Source organism: Desulfotomaculum defluvii, assembly GCF_054657375.1.
In genome coordinates, this window is sequence record NZ_BAAHYV010000007.1 from 1,021,995 (window position 1) to 1,042,625 (window position 20,631).

19 protein-coding genes are annotated in these 20,631 nt (G+C 41.0%); all 19 read right to left on the reverse strand.

All coding sequences use genetic code 11. The annotated features are described in order from the left end of the window. Positions 1–126: 126 nt before the first annotated feature. On the reverse strand, positions 127–978 hold the full coding sequence (locus ACYQ03_RS12140) for a flavodoxin family protein (protein ID WP_459910195.1): 852 nt from the start codon (positions 976–978) through the stop codon (positions 127–129). 353 nt (positions 979–1,331) lie between these two features. Next, the gene (gene trxB / locus ACYQ03_RS12145; RefSeq protein ID WP_459910196.1) at positions 1,332–2,255 is read right to left on the reverse strand and encodes a thioredoxin-disulfide reductase; all 924 of its coding nucleotides are present in this window, start codon (positions 2,253–2,255) and stop codon (positions 1,332–1,334) included. A gap of 97 nt (positions 2,256–2,352) precedes the next feature. Further along, positions 2,353–3,813: a HEAT repeat domain-containing protein gene (locus tag ACYQ03_RS12150; RefSeq protein ID WP_459910197.1), complete on the reverse strand. Its 1,461-nt coding sequence runs from the start codon at positions 3,811–3,813 to the stop codon at positions 2,353–2,355. A gap of 169 nt (positions 3,814–3,982) precedes the next feature. Continuing rightward, on the reverse strand, positions 3,983–4,153 hold the full coding sequence (locus ACYQ03_RS12155) for a hypothetical protein (RefSeq protein WP_459910198.1): 171 nt from the start codon (positions 4,151–4,153) through the stop codon (positions 3,983–3,985). Positions 4,154–4,158: 5 nt separating this feature from the next. After that, complete coding sequence (locus ACYQ03_RS12160) at positions 4,159–5,409, reverse strand: Ger(x)C family spore germination protein (protein ID WP_459910199.1); 1,251 nt, start codon at positions 5,407–5,409, stop codon at positions 4,159–4,161. A gap of 66 nt (positions 5,410–5,475) precedes the next feature. Further along, positions 5,476–6,585 carry a GerAB/ArcD/ProY family transporter gene (locus tag ACYQ03_RS12165; RefSeq protein ID WP_459910200.1) on the reverse strand — a complete coding sequence of 370 codons (1,110 nt, stop codon included), beginning with the start codon at positions 6,583–6,585 and terminating at the stop codon, positions 5,476–5,478. Between the two features lie 195 nt (positions 6,586–6,780). Beyond that, the gene (locus tag ACYQ03_RS12170; protein WP_459910201.1) at positions 6,781–8,667 is read right to left on the reverse strand and encodes a spore germination protein; all 1,887 of its coding nucleotides are present in this window, start codon (positions 8,665–8,667) and stop codon (positions 6,781–6,783) included. Positions 8,668–8,812: 145 nt separating this feature from the next. Beyond that, on the reverse strand, positions 8,813–10,357 hold the full coding sequence (pruA, locus tag ACYQ03_RS12175; protein WP_459910202.1) for an L-glutamate gamma-semialdehyde dehydrogenase: 1,545 nt from the start codon (positions 10,355–10,357) through the stop codon (positions 8,813–8,815). Positions 10,358–10,409: 52 nt separating this feature from the next. Beyond that, positions 10,410–11,558, reverse strand: coding sequence for an NAD(P)/FAD-dependent oxidoreductase (locus tag ACYQ03_RS12180; protein ID WP_459910203.1), 1,149 nt, complete (start codon positions 11,556–11,558; stop codon positions 10,410–10,412). Next, complete coding sequence (locus tag ACYQ03_RS12185) at positions 11,551–11,841, reverse strand: (2Fe-2S)-binding protein (protein WP_459910204.1); 291 nt, start codon at positions 11,839–11,841, stop codon at positions 11,551–11,553. The genes ACYQ03_RS12180 and ACYQ03_RS12185 overlap by 8 nt, the downstream gene beginning before the upstream one ends. Beyond that, the gene (locus tag ACYQ03_RS12190) at positions 11,842–12,336 is read right to left on the reverse strand and encodes a 4Fe-4S binding protein (protein ID WP_459910205.1); all 495 of its coding nucleotides are present in this window, start codon (positions 12,334–12,336) and stop codon (positions 11,842–11,844) included. It abuts the gene before it with no gap. A gap of 72 nt (positions 12,337–12,408) precedes the next feature. Next, positions 12,409–13,485: an NAD(P)/FAD-dependent oxidoreductase gene (locus tag ACYQ03_RS12195; protein WP_459910206.1), complete on the reverse strand. Its 1,077-nt coding sequence runs from the start codon at positions 13,483–13,485 to the stop codon at positions 12,409–12,411. After that, entirely contained in the window at positions 13,482–13,787 is a 306-nt protein-coding gene (locus ACYQ03_RS12200) for a (2Fe-2S)-binding protein (protein ID WP_459910207.1), read from the reverse strand. The genes ACYQ03_RS12195 and ACYQ03_RS12200 overlap by 4 nt, the downstream gene beginning before the upstream one ends. A gap of 260 nt (positions 13,788–14,047) precedes the next feature. Beyond that, entirely contained in the window at positions 14,048–15,775 is a 1,728-nt protein-coding gene (locus ACYQ03_RS12205; RefSeq protein ID WP_459910208.1) for a sigma 54-interacting transcriptional regulator, read from the reverse strand. 224 nt (positions 15,776–15,999) lie between these two features. Next, positions 16,000–16,707 (reverse strand): ABC transporter ATP-binding protein, encoded by a 708-nt coding sequence (locus ACYQ03_RS12210; protein ID WP_459910209.1) that lies wholly within the window; start codon positions 16,705–16,707, stop codon positions 16,000–16,002. A gap of 3 nt (positions 16,708–16,710) precedes the next feature. After that, entirely contained in the window at positions 16,711–17,481 is a 771-nt protein-coding gene (locus tag ACYQ03_RS12215) for an ABC transporter ATP-binding protein (protein WP_459910210.1), read from the reverse strand. Positions 17,482–17,496: 15 nt separating this feature from the next. Next, positions 17,497–18,396, reverse strand: a complete 900-nt coding sequence (locus ACYQ03_RS12220) for a branched-chain amino acid ABC transporter permease (RefSeq protein ID WP_459910211.1) — start codon at positions 18,394–18,396, stop codon at positions 17,497–17,499. 10 nt (positions 18,397–18,406) lie between these two features. Further along, the gene (locus ACYQ03_RS12225) at positions 18,407–19,279 is read right to left on the reverse strand and encodes a branched-chain amino acid ABC transporter permease (protein ID WP_459910212.1); all 873 of its coding nucleotides are present in this window, start codon (positions 19,277–19,279) and stop codon (positions 18,407–18,409) included. Positions 19,280–19,380: 101 nt separating this feature from the next. Then, a complete protein-coding gene (locus ACYQ03_RS12230) occupies positions 19,381–20,574 on the reverse strand; it encodes an ABC transporter substrate-binding protein (RefSeq protein ID WP_459910213.1) in 1,194 nt (397 codons plus the stop codon). Positions 20,575–20,631: the final 57 nt, after the last annotated feature.

The following is a 20,631-nucleotide window of genomic DNA, read 5'->3' on the forward strand; positions in this document are numbered from 1 at the left end:
ATTTGGTTAGGTGACAATTTTAAAAGAAAAAACTTTTGGACCTAGAACTTTTTGCACATGATTTAACCTAAGAGTCTTTAGCTCACGGCCCATGGCCAAGGGTATAGGCGTTTAAATCAATAAGTATTATTCACTGGTCGGGCGGTTTACCCACCAATTGAGAGAACGATAGGGTGCCTGCAATTCTTTGTAATGTTTCTTCTTAGCAATGAACTCTTGTTTTTTGCTATTAAGAAACTGGTCAAAGTGATGGCGTCTTCCCTCATCACTAAAACGATGATTGGCCTCAGGATTAAAGATATATTTTATTTCTTGCCCCTCTATTCTAATTTCACCCTTTGTGCCACAGAATGGGCAAGTTACGTTCTTTCCATCAAAACGTAAAATATCACTCCAACAAACTGGACACTCATACTCTTTGGCACTTCGCTGATAACTGGGATCTACTAGACTACGTCCCAACTGTCTAACTCTTTCTAGGTTCCTAGGATCTTCTAAAACTTCAGCAGGATTGGCCCCAAGAAATTTAGCACTATCAACAAGATAGAGATTCAAAAACCTAGCAGTAAGATTTAGAGCTTCCTGAGCATAACCCTCCCAACCGGGTACACCGTAACTAGTTATTGTAATGCAAGGTTTTCCGGCAAATTCCTGAAATTTATTGCTTACTGAGAGAAACCTGTCCTGAAGTACCTTAATACTGCTATGGGGTCCTAAAAAGTAGATCGGTGCAGCTAATACCACTGCATCTGCACCTCTGATTTTATTGAGCAGAAAATTAAGGTCATCCTGAATATGACAGGGGACATCAGGTGGTAGACAACTGTAACAAGCCTTACATGGCTTGATATTAAGATCTTGCAGTCGGATCAGTTCCATATGGTTGTCCGGCCCTGTTGCTTCCATGGCTGCCTTGGCTAAAATCTCTGAATTTCCAACTATTCTCTGTGAAGCTACAATCCCTAAGATACGTTTCACGAAAACTACCCACTCCCTTGCGTAGTAATAACCCTTTCCATACCTTCGCAAGCATCCATATGTTCACAAGAAAGTCATATTGTTCGGATATGAAAATAATAAGCCCAAGGCCTATGGCCTAAGGCTTATAGCTAAAAACTAAACTAAAGTGACCCAACTTAAGTGACCCAAAGCTAAAAGCTAATGGCTGATGGCTAAAGGCTTGAATGATTAGCTGTAACAAATAATTTCTACTATCAAACCATATAAAATTCTACTCTTTGGTTATACTAATTTAAGTAGGTTGAGTTCTCAACCTAATCTCCTCTCCCTTTCTCGCTGTATCTAAAAAAAGATACAGCTTTTTTTTACTTTTAATCTTCCAGTGAAGCCAGATACTTTTCCACTTCCATAGCAGCAATGGCACCATCGGCGACAGCCGTAACAACTTGTCTAAGAGGTTTTTGTCTAATATCTCCTGCCACATATAACCCAGTAATAGAGGTTTCCATTTTTTCATTGGCTAAAATATATCCACGTGCATCCATTTCTACCTTATCTTTAACCAAATCTGAATTGGCAGCGGTACCAACGTAAATAAATACACCATCCACTGCAACCTGAGATAGTTCACCGGTTCTGACATCTTTTATTCTAACAGCTTCTACCTGATTTTCTCCTAGAACATCTTCCACCACTGAATGCCAAATAAAAGTTATTTTTTCATTAGACATGGCACGTTTTTGAATCAGCTTAGTGGCACGCAATTCTCCTCTACGGTGGATAATATACACCTTGGCAGCAAACTTTGTAAGAAATAAGGCTTCCTCCACAGCTGCGTCCCCACCACCTACTACAGCAACGGTCTTATCCCTAAAGAAGGCACCGTCACAGGTGGCACAATAAGAAACACCTCGTCCGTGAAATTTTTGTTCACCATCTACACCCAAAAATTGTGGCTTTGAACCGCAGGCTAAAATAATGGTTTTTGTTTTAATAGTTTCCTGGCTGGTGGACACCACAAATTCCTTGCCCTGTTGTTCAATTTGTTCTACATCAGCGGTCATAACTTCTAAACCAAAGGATCTAGCCTGTTCATCCATTTTCAGTGCTAGATCAATTCCACCAATACCTCCAGGAAAACCGGGATAGTTCTCGATCCACTCAGTGGCCGCAGCTTGCCCCCCTGGCATTCCCCTCTCGATTAAAACGCTATTTATATCAGCACGTGCTGCGTAAAGACCCGCCGCATAACCCGCGGGACCTCCTCCAATAATCACTAATTCTTTTTCTATCAATTCTGCACCTCCAAAAATGTTCTTATGTGAAATATGCCGCTTATATTATTATCTCATTTGCCAAAATAGTCCGTCAAGTCACTACGAATATATAATATTATTCATTTTTCCCTTTTACGTTAACCAAAACCGCCTTTGTCTCTCTGGCTGCCCTTTTAACCTGTGCTGTTTCTTCGGGGTTATTAATTAGTCGTTCCAAGTGTTTTAAGGCACTGGGCATCTTTAGTTTGCTTAAGGCTACGACTGCTTGTTCCCGAACTTCTGCCACAGTATCATTTATAGAATTAATTAAAGCAAAATAAAAAGAGGGGTCAGCAATTTCACCCATAGCTTGACAGGTTTTTAACCGAACCAGACTATCACGGTCTAAAATTGTCTTACTAAGCAAACTTACCGCATCTTTACCCCCCAATTGGCCACAGGCCCAGATAAGTTGTAGAAATATTTTTTTTGGTACGCGGCGCTGTAATGCTTTAAAACAAATAACAACACCAATGTCCCCCCGGCTAACCAACTCCTGAATAACATTGATAGTCACCTCGGGATTCTTTCCCTGTAAAACGGCAGTACTACGAGATATCTTATCCCGTGCTTTACTTCGTAATATATTCTGTACTTCATCAGCCAGTCCGGGTACTACCCGAGGTACAATTAAACTAGCAGCCTGTTCAGAAAGGGTTAAAACAGATTCTTGAGCTGGTTCCACTAAAATAAGATTTTCATCTATTAATCGATCCAATAAGTTAATAATTTGTTTTCTTGACCAATCATGCAAAAGTCCATAACCCTTGGTCTTAGTACAGTAACTCTCACCCGTTAACCAAGCAGTTTTCGAGCCTTTGAGTAAATCAGCATAACGTCCGGAACCCATAAGTCTCTCCACCTCAAATAGCCCCTCAAAAAGATCGATAAGCTTTTCTGGATCGATATTTAGTTCTGCATCAACTATAATCTGTTCTGCGTAAAGTCTTTCGTAATAATTCTCATTTACTTTGAATCTTCCCTGAAAATCATACATAAAACGAATTAGATCAATACCTACTCCCTCCATCTCCTGGTAGGATAAAACTTGCTCTTCTGAGGGATTTCCCATGATTTCTACAATGTTTTGAAATTCTTGATATCTTTTTTGATATATATTGAGATAAGCTTCTGGGTAACCTGTCTTATGTATGATATCCGGGATGCTGTAGCCAATGGTAAACATTCTTTGAATAATTTCCCAGGGTTCCCAGGGATGATCCTTTGCTAAGGGGCTAACACCTAATACTCGACAAGCACAGGTCAGTATATCTTTAGTCAATCCTGTGGCAAAGACTAAGGGATATGCAAACTGTGTATTTAGCTTAGCACTAAGAATTTCATTAAAGGTTGGATTAGCCAATAGGTGCCAGTTTTTTTTCAAGCAATATATTATATCAGGGATTACGATATCCCGGAGATAGGCCAAGGCTAGGGCACTCTTTGGCCCACCCCAATCCTCGGTAAAAAGCCTATGCAATTCAGAAGATAAATCTCCAGTACCTTCTAAGGGTTTAGGCTGAACCTTTATTTCCAAAGATAAATCACATCCCCTTATTATATACCAAACTATTATATTCCACTAATAGGAGAATTTATCCTCCCTTTTGCTACTTGCTTTTATTTTTAGTCATTACCTTTTAGCTATTGGCTAAACTACCATAAAAATAGCTTATGGCTAATGACTAACGACTAATGGCTAACAGCTAAAAGGGCTGCCTGATAAATATGGCATAAAAGGAAAGAGTCAGGGTAAACACCGTCAATAAAAAGGTACCCACTGCCCCTCGCTTATTTTTTTGTTGCCAAAGCCAACGGACAAAGCTAAAGGTATAAACCCCTATGATTATAGGGATAAGGGCTAACAGGTAATCCATTTTATCTACTCCTTAATAATGTAATTCGTTTTTCTCATAAGCCCCGGTCGCCTTATATTAGTTTTGTAGTCCACAGTTATTTCGGCAGTATCATATAAATCTTTCCATTTTAATTGTTCCCATTCTTCCCAGGTACTAAGCTGTCTTCTATATGAAAGATCATAATTAAATATATCCCCCCAATCCCGCTCTTTAGTCTTTTCAATTAAAGCATAGGATAACTGTTCCATTCGCTTGTCAAAGGCCTGTTCAACTTTTTTTTTTGTTTTGATATCCTCATAACTTTCTCCACTCTGGATAGAGAGAAATTCTCCCTCCAGATAGATGGTTTCATGGATAGAAATTTTTTCTTTAGTGCTTGTTATTTTAATATTTGGTTTCTTGGCCTGTCTCAGGCGCAAAGCAATAACATCATTGGGATGTTTAGGGTCTCTTAGGGTAAAGGTTGAAATCTCAAACCCTCCCTGCATCAAAAGCATAAGCCTTGTTTCGGTACCATCTAATTCTCCGACGAACTTATCCTCCCTAAAAACTGCAGAGCCAACAAATTCAGCGGCTGCCGTACCACCTTTCTGGGGCACCTCCCCTGACACATAGGGTACCTTTAGTGGGGTCTTATCCTTTGAAGCTTTTATTCCACCAAGATTTGTTCCAACCAGGGTTGCTACAGGGCTACTATGCAGGGATTTGAGAGTTGAGTAAAATTCATGCAGATTAGAAGCCGGAGATAAGTCTGTTAGTTTAGCTAGCCGTTCCATGGACTGATATTGCCTGGTTGGGGATGATTCCAGTTTTGGTTTATTACTCTTCATGAACTCCTTTGCTGTGCCTCGACAAATTAGTATTTGGCTATTTCTTCGTACTTCCCGTTGACGCAGTAGTGCATGCAGGTATTTATCTAGTCCTTCCTTGGCTAGGTCTTCACTAAATATAAAGGCTGTTGTATGGAGAAAACTCATTTCCCTGGTCCCGAAGGTATTGAAAAGAAGATAACATTCCCAAATAGAGGGTCCCTCCACACTGGCTGTGATAAAGGGCTCCTCCGGGCCCCCTCCCCCTCCTTCTCCAGCAGCAAAAACCTTGGGGTTAGCCACTGTAACGGTCATTTCCAGGGGAGATTCTTTACCTTTGTCCAAACCAACGGCCAGCACCATCGCCACTTCATCGGTTTCCCGACCGCCGCTACAACCGCAAAGCTGAGATATAAAAAGCAATAATACAATGATACTTAGTATTTTGTACACCTGTTTACCCATTGCTATAGTCCCCCATTCCCAGATAGCATAAAAATGCACAATTAGCCCATAGCTTCATGCTGACGGCTATTCTTTACCGGGTGGCTCAGATTTTACTCCCAGGTTGCGCACAACTGAAATTATAAGTAAGAATAAAGGAACAATTAGTAAGGGTATAAAACCTATGGTTCCCAGCATAAGTCCTTCCAGTTCTAGGGTGGTAGGGTAATCTGGTGGCAAAATGGCAATAACAAAACATAATAGGGCAGTAATCCATAAGAGTGGGCGGTAGTCCGACAGTTTAAAAATACGGGACAATATGACTGTTGACAAATACAACAACAGGGCTGTTTTAATAAACCCTACCATGGCCCAAGTCAGCAAAAAAATTGGTTCCATTCTCCGAAAAAAACGTCCTATCGTAATTAGTTTGCTCGTTTCATAAAAGGGCAGAGTTAGTTCTGATCCAGCCTGTACACCAAAGGCTAATAAGATAATAATCGTAGTAATGAGAATCGCTAAGGCACCGCAAAATACACCCCAAAAACTAATCTTGAAAGCATAACGCCACCCCCCCATAGTTTGCAGGATAAGGGCCGGCATTAGCACTTCACCAGTAACAGAATAGTTTATTACTGCTTTTTTGATAGCCCCTAGGGTGTCTTCCACAAACAAAGGATAGATGTAGCTAGAATTAAGGTTAGGAATGGTTAAAGATAAAACAGTTAGCAGGCCGAGAAGAATAAAGGTTAAGGAGATTCGGGCTACCCGGGCGATGACCTCCAGTCCATAATAGGCACTGACCAATGCAGCCGTGGTCATTATTATTAAAACTATACTTATGGGGGTTCTTGATAATGCCGAAAGCAAAAAGGCCTCTGAATAGCTGCGAATGAGAAATGCCTCACGCAAAATAAAATAAATAACTAGGATAATACTGATTAAAATTCCCAGATATCGACCTAGTATCTGCTCACTGGCCTCAATAATGGTGGTATTGGCATGTCTCTTCATTAACAACCCTACGATGATTAAATTAAACAATGTTACTAAGATAACTATTGAAAAGGTAAGCCATATCATAGATTTACCATCTTCAATTAATCTAGAAGGTAAAGCCAAAAACAGACTAGATATGTTTGATATGAAGATCAGGGCAAAACCCTCGTATATGCCAATTTTCCCTTCCTTCAGCATTGACCTTCGTCCTTTCCGGTTAGCCTTTAGCTGTTAGCTATTAGCCGTTTGTTATCCTGAATACAGCTCTGTCACTCAATGGTGCCAGTGTGCGAGGCACTTGCTCCCAGGATGACACAAAGTTTTGATTATTAATAGTACCGTTAACAGCATGGAAGTCTTTTATCTTTCCTCTTTCCAACTTTCAGCTATCCCTTAAGTCTTACTCTTATTTTTATCCTTAACCCAGCCCCTGGCAACTTTAGGTTGAAACCTTGATTTCTTAGTATTTAAAAAGTCCGGGTTCTTTTCCCAGGCGAAGACTGGAGTACGAAAAACTACATCCCCGGAAGAACCAGTGGTGGGTGACATGGGTGCCAGATAGGGTACTCCAAAGGACTTTAAAGAGGCCATCATATGCATTTGAATAAACAAACCAAAAACAATCCCCACAAAGCCTAATACCGTTCCTAAAAAAATATAGGCAAACCTGATAATACGGAGGGAAAACTGTAGTGAGTAGGAGGGAATGGCAAATGAGGCTAAACCCGTAACAGCTACAATAATCACCAGTATAGGACTAACTATATTGGCCTGTACCGCTGCCTGCCCTAGTATTAAGGCACCCACAATGCCAATGGTACTTCCCATCAAACCTGGTACCCGAAGTCCTGCCTCCCGGATCAGCTCAAAGGAGACCTCCATAATGATAACCTCTACAATGCTTGGGAAGGGTACCTTTTCCCTGGCTCCGGTGATGGCCAATAATAGCTCAGTGGGAATCATCTCTTTATGAAACAATATAATAGACAGATAAACACCAGGGGTAAGAAAACTAATATAAAAGGCAACAACTCGGACTAGCCTAAGAAAGGTGCCGTACAATGGGCGCAGGTAATAATCCTCTTGTGAATGCAAATGATCAAACATGGTGGTGGGAACCAGTAGAACATAGGGATTGCCATCCAAAAAAATGGCTATCTTACCCCTTAGCAGCATATAGGCTACCCGGTCCGGTCTCTCAGTGGCCATTACTTGAGGGGCTATATTCCAGGGTCTTTCTTCGATATATTGTTCCAAAATACCACTGTCCACTATTCCATCGACCCTAATGGATTTTATACGCCTTTTAACCTCCTGCAGCAGTTTTTCGTTTACTCTGTCCCTCAGGTACATTATGGCTATATCGTTCTGGGATACTTTACCCACCTTAAACATTTCTGTAGTTAATTTGGCAGATCTTAGGTGCTTTCTCACCAAACCAGTGTTGACACGAAAAGTTTCTCCAAAGGCCTCCTGTGGTCCACGAACTGCTGGTTCATTGGATGGGACACCGACACCCCGGTGCTCCCAGCCCTTGGTTTCCACCAGCAAGGCTTGGTCAACCCCATCAATAAAAACTGCCGTGGAGCCATAATTTACCCCCCCTACAACCTGCTCAAAGGAACTGTGGACATTGACCTGATTGCTTGTGATTATCCTCTTTCGGATATGGTCAAGCAAATACCCGTCCACTTTTTCATGAAAATTGGAAAAAAGCATCATTGGCTGCAGGATGTTTTGGTTTATTACTGCTTTGTCGCTAAGTCCCTCCATAAACAAAGCAAAGGCTTGAACAGGGGGGGTTAAGGCAATGGTAAATTCACGTATGATAAAATCTTTATTGCTGGGAATATCATATATTTCTTCGATACGTTTTTTATTTACCTCTAGGTAGGCACTAATCTTATTACGATCCCGATCCTGTTGTGCCTTAGATACTTTAAGGGGTCTTTTGCCTTTTTGGAGCCCGTTACTCTTTTTATCCTCTTCCGCTGCCGTAGAGTGTTTATTAGTTTCCGACTTCTGCTCTTCTAGATGGGGAGGTTCTACGTCTCTGCTTTCTTGATCTGTCTTAATTTCTTTACGGGAAACCTTATTTGGCTTTTTAAAACGAATACTATTTTCTGATTTCCTAGTCTTGTCCCTAGGCTCACTAAAATTACTCTGGTTTTCTTCTTTAATCTGATCCTTTTCTTCTGGAGTCTCTTTAAGAATAAAACCCTCCCTGTCTGTATTGGGTTTGTATTCAAAGGTTTTCTTGATCATTTGCCATAGTTTCATATAATCACCATTGTTAGTTTCACCATCTCTATGAAGATTATCCTGATCATCCAAATAAAGATAATAAAGGGAGTGTCACTTGCTACAAAAAGTAGCGACACTCCCTGAAAAAGCAGTAGTACAATTGTCTGGCCAAAAATTGCTATTAGCCTAAGGTTTCTGAGGTTATTTTCATCTGCATTAGTAAGCCCAAATAGTCATATCCACCTGCCTTTGAACAGGTGCCGGACATATTGAAACCGCCAAAGGGGTGAACCCCCACCAGTGCTCCAGTACATTTTCTATTAAAATACAGATTTCCAACATTAAATTCTTCCTTAGCCCTGGCGATGTTTTCTCTATTTCTACTATATAGCGATCCGGTTAAGCCATATTCTGTGTTGTTTACAACAGCCAATGCTTCAGCAAAATCCTTTACCTTGATTAATGCCAATACTGGCCCAAAGATTTCTTCCAGAGAAATTCTAGCTGTGGGTGCTACATCTTTAAAAATGGTGGGTTTTACAAACCAACCCTGATTACCAAATCTCTCGCCCCCTAATACTAGTGTACCTTCTGTTTTTCCGATTTCAATATACTCTAAAATTTTCTCCATGGCCCTTTTTTCTATGACAGGTCCTGCAGCAAAGTTTTCTTCCGGGGAGCCAATAGTTATTTTTGCGGTTAGTGCCAGTACCTTCTCAATGATTTCCTCATAGACACTTTCCGCAATTATGGCCCTAGAACAAGCAGAACACTTCTGACCCTGGAAACCAAAGGCTGAAGCAACAATTCCCTGGGCTGCTTTAACCAAATCTGCGGTTTCATCCACAATAATGGAGTCCTTGCCCCCCATTTCAGCAGCAACTCGCTTGATCCATTTTTGACCTGGAGCCACCTTGGCAGCCAGTTCGCTTATCCTTAGTCCTACTTCCTTGGAACCGGTAAAGTTGATAAAACGGGTTAATTTATGGGAAACCAGATAATCGCCAATGGTACCGCCAGAACCAGGCAGGTAGTTTACTACCCCATGGGGTAAACCAACTTCCTTAAGTAGTTCCATAAATTTAGCTGCAATAATCGGTGTGGTACTGGCTGGTTTGAGAACAACAGTATTACCAGTTACCACAGATGCCACTGTCATACCTGCCATAATTGCCAGGGGAAAGTTCCAAGGTGGAATGACAATTCCTACCCCCAGAGGGACATATTTCATTTTGTTATACTCACCATTAACTGGAACCAACTCGGGAGGATTAGCATAGCGCAACATTTCATGGGCATAGAAATTCATGAAATCAATGGCCTCTGCTGTGTCTGCATCTGCCTCAGCCCAGTTTTTCCCCGACTCTAAAATTAACCAAGCAGAAAAATAGTGTTTTCTTTGCCTCATAAGTTCTGCAGCTTTAAATAAATACATTGCTCGCTCTTCCGGTGCTACCTTAGACCAACTTTTAAAGACTTCATGGGCAGTTTCTATGGCCTGCTCAGCCTGAGCCAAGCTTGCCTTGGCCACTTTACCAATAATTTCATTTTCATTGGCAGGGTTTGTAGAAATAATTAGATCATCGGTATAGATTGTTTCTTGTCCAATATATAAGGGATATGTTTTCCCCAATTCTTGACGTACTTGAACAAGGGCAGACTTAATAGCCTGTGAATTTTCAGGTAGGGCAAAATTGGTAAAGGGTTCATTTGCAAAGTTTTTCATAAGATCCTCCTTCAAGTTGCTTTTTATTTAAATCCCGCTGGTACTGCTGGTACTATACCACTGATGGTTCAACAAATAGCTCACCCCGTTCAAAACGGGAGAAATCAAACATTCCTATGGGGAAACTGGTTGTTTCTCCCAAGATGTGCTCAGCCATTAATTTTCCTGTCATAGGAGCAATCATAAAACCATGACCAGAGAAACCAGCAGCTAGATGAAAACCTTCAATGCCTGGCATACTACCTAAAATTTGCTGGCGATCCGGTGTCAAATCGTATTGACCAGCCCATTGTCGCACCACTCTTAGATTTGCTAAGGGCGGCAATAAGAATGTGGCCTTTGCAGCCATTTCATGAAGGAACTGCCAACTGCCATTAGAATTGTACTCCTTTGGTTCGTTGGGGTCCCCTATGCCCATTACAAAGCCGCCGTGGGGAACCTGCTGGCAGTAAAGTCCGTGGTAAAAACTCATCACCATGGGTCCCTGCAGCGGTTCCACTGGTTCTGTCACCAGAATTTGGTGTCGCTCCGGAGTAATTGGTACATCAATATCGATGGTTTGAGCAAGCTCCCTGGAATGGGCACCAGCACACAAAATAACCACCGGTGACTCAATGGTTCCTTTATTTGTCTTGACTCCTTTGATCTTCCCTGCATGTACTAACAATTCACTGACTTCCGTATAGGTTAAAATTTCAACCCCCAATTTTTGGGCTGCCTTGGCATAGGCATCAGTGGTTTTGAAGGGATTGCAGTGACCATCTTTACCACAGAAGGTAGCGCCCAGCAACCCTTGGGTGTTTAGGTGTGGTACAATTTCCTTGCTTTCTTCGGGCGTAACCCAACGGGAGGGAATACCCAATTGATGTTGAACACCCAGGTTTTTATGAAATTGTTCAACCATTTTTTCTGTATATGCCAGTAATAGATAGCCACCTTGTTTAAACTCGATACTTCCATCATAACCAAGCTCTTCTTCCAAGTTTTCAAACATTTCAACACTGTGCTTGGCCAATAGACAGTTGGTTTCAGTACCAAATTGCATCCTCACACCGGCACCACAGCGACCAGTGGCACCGCTGGTAAGATACTTCCTCTCAATTAAAACAATATTTTTAGCACCTTTTTTAGCCAGATTATAGGCAATGGAGCAGCCTATAACGCCGCCGCCAACAATGACATAATTTGCGGTCTTATTCATAATCGGTACCTCCTGCTAAAACCCCCAATTTTATTGCTGTGGTTGGTTGACGAGATACCGTTAGAGGGATGTCCTTAACTTGCTGTCCAGTTGCTTTAGCTATTTCATTAACAATTAAGGGGGTACAAGTTCTACCTTGACAGGGTCCCATACCAACACGTAATAACCTTTTTAATTGTTCTAAGTCAGTAATTCCCTTTTCGATATAGGCACGTACTTCATCTATTGTGATATCCTCACAACGGCATATGATTGTAAGATCTTTATCATTATTTTGACACATTTATTTCACCCCCTGAACTTTAAAATGCCGTACTTCCATCATTAAGTCCTTAGGTACAGCTAACCACACAATGGCAGTCCTATCTTGAATTTTAGTATTCTGTACACGTACAACGCGGGCTTTCCCTACCGGCTGCCCAGCTCTGTTTATAGCCGTCACTGTCTCGTCTACTTCGGGAATAGGTAAAAATTCATAGGGTATTTTTACTAAAGCTTCGTTTTCAGAAAAAGTAGCATCCACAATAAATATGGCCAGACCCGGACAGCGGCTCATACATGTTCCACAACCATTACATAGGTCAAACAAGATCTGGGGGCGATCATTAATATCAGTAAACTCTTTTATTGCCCCCTGTTTACAGCTATGATAACAAGGGTCGCAAGGTATATTTTGAAAGCACTCAGCTATGGCAACGGGGCCTCGGGCCAAGCGTTCTACCGGTGGTAACACCAAGGCCACGTTTTCCGGTGTTGCAATACCGTCTTTGGACAACATGGAATATCACTCCTACCTTTACTTGTACAACTTAAATAAAGTGTGAAAATCTTCTTTGCTGATGGCTATTAACTAAAGTGATACTTGGGCCAAACCATTTCGAATCTTTTCGCCCACTGGACCAGAACGTAACCCTGCCAGTTGATTATTGAAATTATTCTTATCTTGTCTTAAGGCTTCATTGGTGTAACCAAGACTTTCGGCAGCATTCAACCCAGCCAAGGAACCTTCCATCATGGCAGCTGAAGCTTCTTCTATCCCAGCAGCATCACCAGCTACATAAATACCTGGCACAGATGTTTCCAATTGTTCATTTCGCATAGGTACATTGCCACCTAGTTCTGGAACATAGACCATCCTACAGTTGGCCTGCCATAACAATTCAGTAATAGGGGTAAGTCCAACAGACAAGCAAATAACATCAGCATCAATTTCCTTTTCTGTTCCTGGTATAGGTTGCCAATTTTCATTAATTTGAGCTATGGTTGCACCACTAACTTCTTTTTCTCCGTGAGCCTTGAGAATTGTATGACTAGTTAATATTGGGATACCTGCTCGCACCACCTTTGCCGCGTGAACCCAGTAAGCACCGATTCTAGGTGCCCCTTCAATAATGGCTGCTACCTCAATGCCTGCCTGCAGCAATTGATAACTTACAATCACGCCGATGTTACCTGCACCAACCATGAGAACTTTATTACCGGGTTTTACTCCGAAAACATTGACTAGGGTTTGTACAGCACCTGCACCATATACACCCGGTAGGTCATTATTGGTAAATAACAAGGTTTTTTCCGCTCCACCAGTGGCAATGATTAGTTTTTGGGGTTTGATCGCTATTATTTTATTGTATTGTTCAACTAACAACACTCCATCTTCGTAATAGCCTAAAGCTGTGGCCTCTGTCATAACTTGAATTTTGGGGTTTTCCATCACTTGGTCATTGAGATCCCTGGCGATACTAATTCCGCGTTCTGAAGCTCTTTGCTGTTTTGAACCGAAGAAACGGTGTGTTTGTTTAATTAGTTGACCACCTAAATAGTCGTTACGATCTATTAATATAACATGAGCCCCGGCTCTGGCAGCATGATTAGCTGCTGCCAAACCTGCTGGACCACCGCCAACTATAGCAATTTCGGCTTGTTTCACTTTAATTCACCCTTCCCCTTCTGGGTCTCGACAATCATCCCTGCACGTAATTTTTCTATACAAACACGGACATTGGGTTCCCCATTTACGATCATTAGGCATGATGAACAGTTTCCTATGTTACAAAACAAGCCCCTAGGACGATGTAAATGTCCGCTTTCTCGCATAGTTCTTATTCCCGCTGCATGCAGGGCTGAGGCAATGGTTTCTCCCTCATAGCCTTCCAGTACCTTGCCATCAAAAGTAAACATAACTTTATCCCCGGTCTTAAAGTCAAGTATTGGATGTTTTTCAATTCTCATGGACAATACCTCCTTGATGTTAATTAATTTTGCAATTAACATGCCAAGAAGACACAATTCCTTCGGAGGTGTACATTTTTGATCATAATTCTATTAATAAATCAAGAAACATCAGTACTTTTAGAAGTTTAGGAATATTATTTATCATCTACATATCAAAAAAGAGAACACATATATTTATGTGTTCTCCCAAATAATGGAAATTTAATGTATGATATTTTGTACATATAGCAGGATCTTGACAGATGTGTTTGAACACCCTACATAATTCCCAATTGATGCATTTTATAGTAAAGTGTGCTTCTGGGAATTCCCAGCATCCTGGCAGCTTCAGACCGATTACCATTTACCTGTTTTAGGGTTCGTATAATTAGCTCTCTTTCAGTTTGTTCAGTAACCGAGGCTAAACCTGTGGCAGCAGTGGCTTGATCTTGTCGAGAATTGGTTTTCAACGCCTCCGGGATAGAATCTTCGGGCACTGTATCACCTTCAGTTAAAATAACCATACGTTCAACTACATTTTTAAGTTGCCTAATATTACCAGGCCAGGAATATGCTAGAAAAGTAGCCATAACCCCAGGGTCAAGTTTGGAAATCTGTTTATTATATAACTGGCTGAACTCTTGTAGGAATAAATAAACCAATTCAGGAATATCTTCCCTACGTTCCCTTAGAGGTGGTATTTCTAACGAAACTACATTAAGGCGATAATAAAGATCTTCCCTAAAGGTTCCCTTTGACATCATATCTTCTAATAAGCGGTTGGTAGCAGCAATAATTCTTACATCCACCTTAATGGGTATTGAACCCCCAACTCTAAAAAATACCCCATCCTGGAGCACTCGTAGCAGTTTAACCTGCATGTCTAAAGGAAGTTCTCCAATTTCATCCATAAACAGCGTACCACCATTGGCAGTTTCAAAGACACCGGTTTTTCCCTTTCTATCTGCCCCAGTAAAGGCACCACCTTCATACCCAAACATTTCACTTTCAAATAAACTAGGTGGAATGGCAGCACAGTTTATGACGCTAAAATTTTTATCTGCACGGGAACTGGCTTCATGAATGGCTTTGGCAAATAACTCCTTACCTGTACCACTCTCCCCCCGTAAGAGCACCACAGCATTGGTAAAAGCTGCTTTTCTAGCAACATTAACCAAATCAACTAATTTTTTATGGTGACCCTTAATGCCAGCAAAGGGATTGCGGTCAGCTGAAAACTTATTAATTTCTTTCTCTAACCGTTGAACCCGAAAACTTGCCTGATTTAATTTTTGATTTAGTTGTACAATTTCTGTAACATCTCTTTCCGCTGTAACACCGCCAATTACCTTAGGCCCTAGTCTTACTGGTGTTGCATTAATCAAAACATGGGTCCCTTTCACTGGTTGGTGATGAAGAGAACGTATTTCCTGCCATTCTTTATTAACTCTGGTTACCACTAGGTTAGTAAAATATTTATGGACAGGCTTACCGATAATATCCTTTGCTTTAATTCCATATAGTTCTTCAGCCCGGCTATTCCAAGTGGTAACAATATCATTTTTATCTACAATGCAAATAGCTTCATCTACAGTTTCTACAACAGCATTTATGCGTGCTTCGGTCTCACAAACTCGCAGGGCAAGGTCATTAAATACCTGATCATAGGATAAAACTCCTAAAATCTCTTTTTTATGGTTACGACATACCAAAGCATGATATCGGAGTTCTGGTAAGAATGCTAATATCTCTCTATCAAGATCTTCTTCATCAAGGACAGAAAAATCCCTTTTCATTACTTGTTTTACTGGTATGTTTGGCTCTAAATTTAGATTTATAGCATCCTTCCAAAGCATGATTCCAACCAATCTAGCATCATCTGTTACCAAAACAATTGGACGGTTAGGCACACCTTTTTCCCTTATTTCGCCTATGGTCTCATCTGGAGTAACAGGTAAAAGATCTTTATAAAGCATTTCTTTAACAGTCAAAAAACCTTTGTGCATTATATCACCCCAGTATTTTAGCCATCAGCCTTTAGCCATTAGCCTTCAGCTTTTTAGCTATTAGTAAGTCTTAGTCGGTATCATCAAACTGGCCATAGGTCATGAGCTATTAGCTGTTTATATAATATCCAAACAAACAATACCCCTAAGCAAAAACACACAAAAAAGCCCAAGGCACATGGCCCAAGGCCCACGGCACATGGCCGAACCCAAAGTCTATCTTATTATTCTCCTAGGTAAGCCTTCTGCACTTCTGGGTTATTTGCTAGATCTTCAGCAGGGCCGGAAAGTACAACTTCCCCAGTTTCCAGTACATAGGCCCGATTGGATATGGATAAAGCCATATGGGCATTCTGCTCCACTAATAAAATAGTTGTGCCAGTTTTATTGATTTCTTTTATTATAGCAAAAATTTCTTGAACTAGCATAGGAGCTAATCCCATTGAAGGTTCATCCATTAAAAGGACGTTAGGTCGTGACATCAAAGCCCTACCCATGGCTAACATTTGCTGCTCTCCACCAGATAGTGTCCCCGAAAGCTGGTTTTTGCGTTCTTCTAAGCGGGGGAAGCGATCAAAGATTTTTTTCAAATCTTCCTTAATGCCGTTTTTATCATTCCGTGTATAGGCACCCATCTCTAAATTTTCTATCACTGTCATTCGAGTAAAAACTCGCCTTCCTTCGGGAACCTGACAAACACCTAGGCTCACTATCTGATGGGGAGGCAATTTCGCAATAGATTTTCCTTTATAATTTATGGACCCTGCTTGAGGTCGTATTAGACCAGAAACTGTACGCAAGGTAGTTGTCTTTCCCGCTCCATTGGCCCCGATTAAGGCTACAATTTCTCCTTCATCCACCTGGCAAGAAACTCCCTTAAGTGCTCGAATAGCCCCGTAGGAAACATGTAAGTCATTTAATTCTAGCAGCATGGGCTATACCACTCCCTTCCCCAAATAGGCCGCAATCACCGCTGGGTCTCGTTGGATTTCTGATGGGGAACCCGAGGCAATCTTTCTACCATAATCTAGTACAGCTACACTATCCGATAGATTCATAACGAATTTCATATCGTGTTCTACCAAAAAGATGGTAAGATTATTTGTTTGAATTTTTCTAATCATAGTCATTAATGTCATCTTTTCTTGGGGATTCATACCAGCAGCTGGTTCATCAAGAAGGATAAGTTTGGGATTTGTAGCCATTGCCCTAGCAATTTCCAAGCGACGCTGCTCTCCATAGGGTAAATTTTTAGCCAATTCATCGGCCTTATGATCTAGTTCCATTAGTCTTAAGGCTTCCATGGATGCCTCAGTAATGGATTTTTCCTCTTTTTTTACTCCTGGACCTCTTATAATAGCCTTGATAAAACCGGATTTAGTACGACAATGTTGGCCAATTTTTACATTTTCAAGAACAGTCATTTCACCAAATAACCTGATATTTTGAAAGGTACGGGCAATCCCCATTTCTGTAATGAAATGGGGTTTCTGTCCATTTATAGTGGCTCCCAGGAATGTTATTTCCCCCTGGGTTGGTGGATAAATACCGGTTATCAGATTGAATATTGTACTTTTGCCTGCACCATTTGGTCCGATAAGGGCACTAATTGTCCCTTGGTCAATTTTAATGTTTACACTATCTACTGCAGTGAGACCACCAAAACGAATTGAGACGTTGTTAAGTTCTAGAATGGTTTTAGACATGAGTGTTTACCTCCATTAGTTAACTCCGGTGGCTGAAGAACCTTTATCTTGTTGGGAAAGTTTTCGTTTAAAAATCCTACTCAACTTAACACCACCCAGTAAACCTCTGGGACGGAAAATCATCATGACTACCATCAATATACCATATACCATCATCCGGTAATCAGAAATAAATCGTAAAAACTCCGGTGCCAATGTCAGGATACTGGTACCAAGAATTACTCCGGGAATGCTCCCTAAGCCTCCTAATACAATAAAAGTTAGAAATTCAAAGGATTTAAGAAAACCAAAATCCGAAGGATTTAGATAGGTTAACAAATGGGCATAAAGAGCCCCACTAACTCCAGCAAAAAATGTACCTATAGCAAAGGAGGCAATTTTTGTACTAGTAATATTAACGCCCATGGCCTCAGCAGCAATCTCATCCTCTCTAATTGCAACAAGAGCACGGCCAAAGCGAGAATTTTCTAATCTATACATAGACCAAATTGTTATTAAGACAAGAATAATGACTACAGTAAGACTGGAACTACGGGGAATTCCCGCCATTCCAAGGGCACCACCTGTAATACTTAAATTAAGGAAAACTACACGAACAATTTCACCAAATCCCAAGGTTGCAATGCCTAAATAATCACCGGTTAATCTAAGAGTAGGATAGCCTAATAAGATACCCCAAATACTAGCCATAATTCCGCCTGCAATAATTGCTAGTGGAAATGACATTCCTAATTTCACACTAAAAATAGCAGACGTATAGGCTCCAATACTAAGAAAGGCTGCGTGTCCAAAGGATAACTGACCTGTTACCCCGGTAATTAAATTAAGCCCTAGGGCACCAATGAGATAAATACCCAGCATAGTTAATACCTGGATATAGTAATCATTTAAAAATGCGCCAATTATACTGTCCATGGCAACTTACCTACACTTTCCTTTGGATTGGACGTCCCAGTAGACCAGTGGGCCGGAAAAGCAACACCACAATCAATAAGGTAAAGGCAATGGCGTCTTTATACAAATCAAAACCACCGGCAATGCCTAGGGTTTCAGCAATTCCAATAAACAGTCCCCCCAGCATAGCACCCGGGATACTGCCAATACCACCTAAAACAGCAGCACAGAAGGCCTTTAATCCTGCGGAAACTCCCATTAGTGGCGATACTGAGTTGAAGTATATGCCCACAAGTACCCCACCAGCAGCAGCCAATGCTGATCCAATGGCAAAGGTAAAGGATATAACTTTATTTACGTTAATTCCCATCAGGGCTGCTGCATCATAGTCTTCAGAAGCAGCTCGCATTGCTTTACCAATCTTAACGTATTTTACAATAAAGGTTAAACCTGCCATCAATAGGCTTGCTACAATTAAAATAATGATCTGCACCTTTGTAATTTCCAAACTGCCAAATTTATATATGGCATCTTCAATAACATGAGGAAATCCTACTGGTTGTGGCCCTTCAATTTTAGTCATCAATGTCTGTAAAAAGATAGAAACACCAATGGCCGATATCAATGGCGACAAACGATTAGATCCACGGAGAGGTCGGTAGGCAATTCTCTCTATGGATACTCCGATAATCAAACAAGTAAGCATTGCAACAGTCAAAGATACCAACAAGCCTTGTTTAAAAACACTAACCATTAACACCCCGACAAAGGCACCTACCATGTAAATTTCTCCGTGGGCAAAGTTAATTAGTTGAATAATACCGTATACCATGGTATAACCCAGAGCAATTAAAGCATAGGTTGCACCCAGTGTTATGCCATTTAGTAATTGTTGTCCAATCATAAAATCATCCCTTCCTACGGGGTATTAACAAGGTTGCAGCCATTGTTATTAAGCAATGGCTGCAATTCGTTTGGCAAACGAAGTATTGACTATAATGTTTTTTATTTTATTTCTACTGTTTCTTTAACGGCAAATTTTCCTTCCTTTACTTCCAACAGATAAACTGGACTCTTAATTGGTTCACGATTTTCCTGGAATGTTATTACACCAGAAACCCCTTCCCAATTCTTGGTCTTAGCCAATTCGTTACGGAATTGTTCAGGCACATCACTATTGGCAGCTTTAATAGCATCTGCTAAGAGCATTACAGCATCATAACCCTGAGCTGCAAACATGTCTGGCAGTGCCCCATCGTTGCCAGCTTTATAAGCTTCAATAAATTTCTTGGTTTTCTCACCAGCTTTATTTTCATCGGCAGCAAAACCGCAATAAACCATACTACCTTCGACGGCTTCTCCGCCCATCTTCATAAGTACATCACCTAGTAGACCATCGCCACCTACCATCAATGCAGTCATGCCTTGTTTACGAACTTCTTTCATGAGTAGACCGCCCTCAGTATAATAACCGGTGAAAATAATTCCATCGGGATTCTTTTCTTTTACGGCAGTAACCTGAGCGCTAAAGTTTTGATCTCCATCCTGAATACTTTGTTCCACAACAATTTCAATACCATTTTCTGCAAGGGCTGCCTTAAACAATTTGGATAGGCCCACGCTATAGTCGTTATTCATAGAAGTAATAACAGCAACTTTTTTCCAACCCATTTGATCTTTAACATACTTGGTAATTGCTGGAGCAGCCACTGCATCCAGTAATGTATCACGGAATATATAGTCACCATTTTCAACTACACCAGTACCTACAGCTCCCGCTGACAGTAATACAACTTTCTTTTGTTGGGCAATTGGTGCAGCAATTTTGGTAATAGCTGTGGTAGGATCGCCAACTATGGCTACAACTTTGTCTCTGGTAATTAATTTTTGAGTTACGTTGGCACCCTCGGTATTCTTACTTCCATGATCTTCTTCAATAATTTCGATTTTCTTGCCCAATAGACCTCCTGCATTATTGATATCTTCCGCTGCCATCTTCATACCTTCAAGAGTAGGTATACCAAAGGCAGCATGTCCACCAGTTTTTGCACCTAGAAAACCGATCTTAATTGTATCGCCACTTGATGCATTATCTCCTTCAGCGGCTTTTTTCTCTTCCCCTCCGCCACCACAACCAGCGAGTATCAGGGAAAGTACCAACATCATTGAGATAATCTTCCATAACTTACCCTTTTTCATCTCCCTATTTCCCCCGTTCCTTATTATCTTTTTGCCTGCGTCAAATTTATAGACTTG